This window comes from Bartonella sp. AD328YNZD, assembly GCF_042196425.1.
This window is the reverse complement of record NZ_JBHIQG010000395.1, coordinates 1-2,049: the sequence shown is the minus strand read 5'-3', so window position 1 is coordinate 2,049 and position 2,049 is coordinate 1. Positions and strand designations below refer to the sequence as shown.

Sequence of the window (2,049 nt, the reverse complement as noted above, 5' to 3'; positions counted from 1 at the left end):
AATTGCTTTGGATTGACAAAAATAGAAACCACTACGCGATCACACATTGCTCTTGCATACTGTACTAATGCAAGATGACCATCATGCAATGCCCCCATTGTTGGAACAAAACCAATCGAAAAACCTAAACGTCGTTCCTCTGAAGTATATTGGCGAACTTCAGCAATTGTCTTTAAAATTCTCATTTTCCCATTCAATTATCATCAGATCAACAAATTAATGCCTGTACACCAAATTGGCGCTCAAACAATTGTATCAAATTCATGCGCACTGACGGCTGCTTTATATCTCGTGGCTCCCAGACATGACGCATAAGAAAAAAACCCGTCAGTATAAAACCATTTATTATGTCACTAAAATCAGCAGGACGAGTCATTCTTTGTACAAGAAATTGTGGTAGAATGAGAAGCTTTTTTTTCCAAGGTTCTCCTGCTTCTTCACAGACAGCCCGACCAGATTTTGGTGATACGTAATGAAGCCTTTCCTGACGACCTGTTGCAGCACAACAAGATAAATCAAGACCAAAACCAAGTTCTTCAAGAAGCCGCATTTCAAAACGTACAAGCAATTCTGCATTGATAAATGGTTCATCAAAATTCTGCATAAAAAGGTGTAAAATATCATATAAAATGGGGTGCGGATCACGTTCGGGAAGAAGCCGCAAATGAAAAGCTATCAATTGCAAAGCATAAAGTGCTTCTGGTAGACAGATTAATCGTGCCGCATGTAAATCAAGAGCTTCAAGCCGAAAAAGTCCCAAATGTTCGTCTAAACGAGCCCACCATTCAGCCTCCACAAAATTTCCAGGTTGAAGAAGAGCAGCCATGCGACGCGAGCGCCCCCCTTTTACCACTCCCATATAACGACCATGTTCACGTGTCATAATCTCAAGAATAACACTTGTTTCACCATATTGGCGTGTACCAAGTATAACGGCTTGTTCTTTCCACTTCATTTTACTTTAATTATTTTTAAAAATCTTATTTTAAAAAATCCAATCCCATTTCACGATAACGTTCTGGATCGGTATCCCAATTATCGCGCACTTTCACAAAGAGAAAAAGATGAACCTTTTGATCCATAATTTCCATGAGTTCTTTACGTGCTGCTTGACCAATCGCTTTAATTGTATCGCCTTTTGCTCCTAAGACAATTTTTTTCTGACTCTCACGCTCGACATAAATAACTTGATTAATTTTAACGGAACCATCTGAACGCTCTTCCCAGTTTTCTGTTTCAACCGTTGAGGAATAAGGAAGTTCATCATGAAGACGAAGAAAAAGTTTTTCACGCGTAATTTCAGCAGCAAGATGACGCATGGGCATATCAGAAATTTGATCTTCTGGATAATACCATGGCCCTTCCTGCATCATGTTACTCAGCGCATGAAGTAAATCCTTGCAACCAGAACCGTTTAGAGCAGAAATCATAAATGTTTGCGCAAACTTTACACGTTCATTTATTTTAGTGGTTAACGCTAGAAGAGATGATTTAACAACTGTATCAACCTTATTAAGAACAAGAACTTTTTCTTGTTTCATATTGTTCACAATATCTAACATCATATCAACTTCATCCGAAAGACCACTTTGAGCGTCAATTAAAACAAGCAGAACATCAGCGCTCTTAGCCCCTCCCCAAGCAGCAGAGACCATGGCTCGTTCTAAGCGCTTATGGGGACGAAAAACACCCGGTGTATCGACCAACACAATTTGCACATCATCATGAATGACAATACCGCGGATTAAAGTTCGTGTTGTTTGTACTTTATGTGTTACAATTGAAACCTTTGTTCCAACCAATTGATTAACCAGTGTCGATTTACCGGCATTAGGCATCCCAATAAGCACAACAAATCCAGAACGCGTTTTCATAACGTCACTCATGATCATTTTTTCCCACTGTTTTCCATACACCCTCTCGTCGCAAAATTTTTTCAGCTGCCATTCTTTCAGCATATCTTTTGGAGCTTCCCTGCCCAATCTCTGAAGCAAAACCAGCAATATTTACCTCTACCATAAAAACAGGATCGTGATCTGGACCTGAACG

At 39.6% G+C, this 2,049-nt stretch carries 4 protein-coding genes; all 4 read right to left on the bottom strand.

What is annotated here, in order from left to right:
- On the bottom strand, nucleotides 1–185 hold a 185-nt coding region (locus tag ACFIO3_RS12150; RefSeq protein ID WP_375704528.1), incomplete at its 3' end, for a pantoate--beta-alanine ligase.
- 23 nt (nucleotides 186–208) lie between these two features.
- Complete coding sequence (gene recO, locus ACFIO3_RS12145) at nucleotides 209–955, bottom strand: DNA repair protein RecO (RefSeq protein ID WP_375610149.1); 747 nt, start codon at nucleotides 953–955, stop codon at nucleotides 209–211.
- Nucleotides 956–980: 25 nt separating this feature from the next.
- Nucleotides 981–1,886, bottom strand: a complete 906-nt coding sequence (gene era / locus ACFIO3_RS12140; protein ID WP_012754937.1) for a GTPase Era — start codon at nucleotides 1,884–1,886, stop codon at nucleotides 981–983.
- The coding region (locus tag ACFIO3_RS12135; protein ID WP_375704529.1) for a putative dsRNA-binding protein at nucleotides 1,879–2,049 on the bottom strand (171 nt) is incomplete at its 5' end. The genes era and ACFIO3_RS12135, both read right to left, overlap by 8 nt.

Bases quoted from the DNA above. Each gene is read 5' to 3' on its own strand.
- recO (WP_375610149.1), bottom strand. From the start codon at position 955: ATGAAGTGGAAAGAACAAGCCGTTATACTTGGTACACGCCAATATGGT.
- era (WP_012754937.1), bottom strand. From the start codon at position 1,886: ATGAGTGACGTTATGAAAACGCGTTCTGGATTTGTTGTGCTTATTGGG.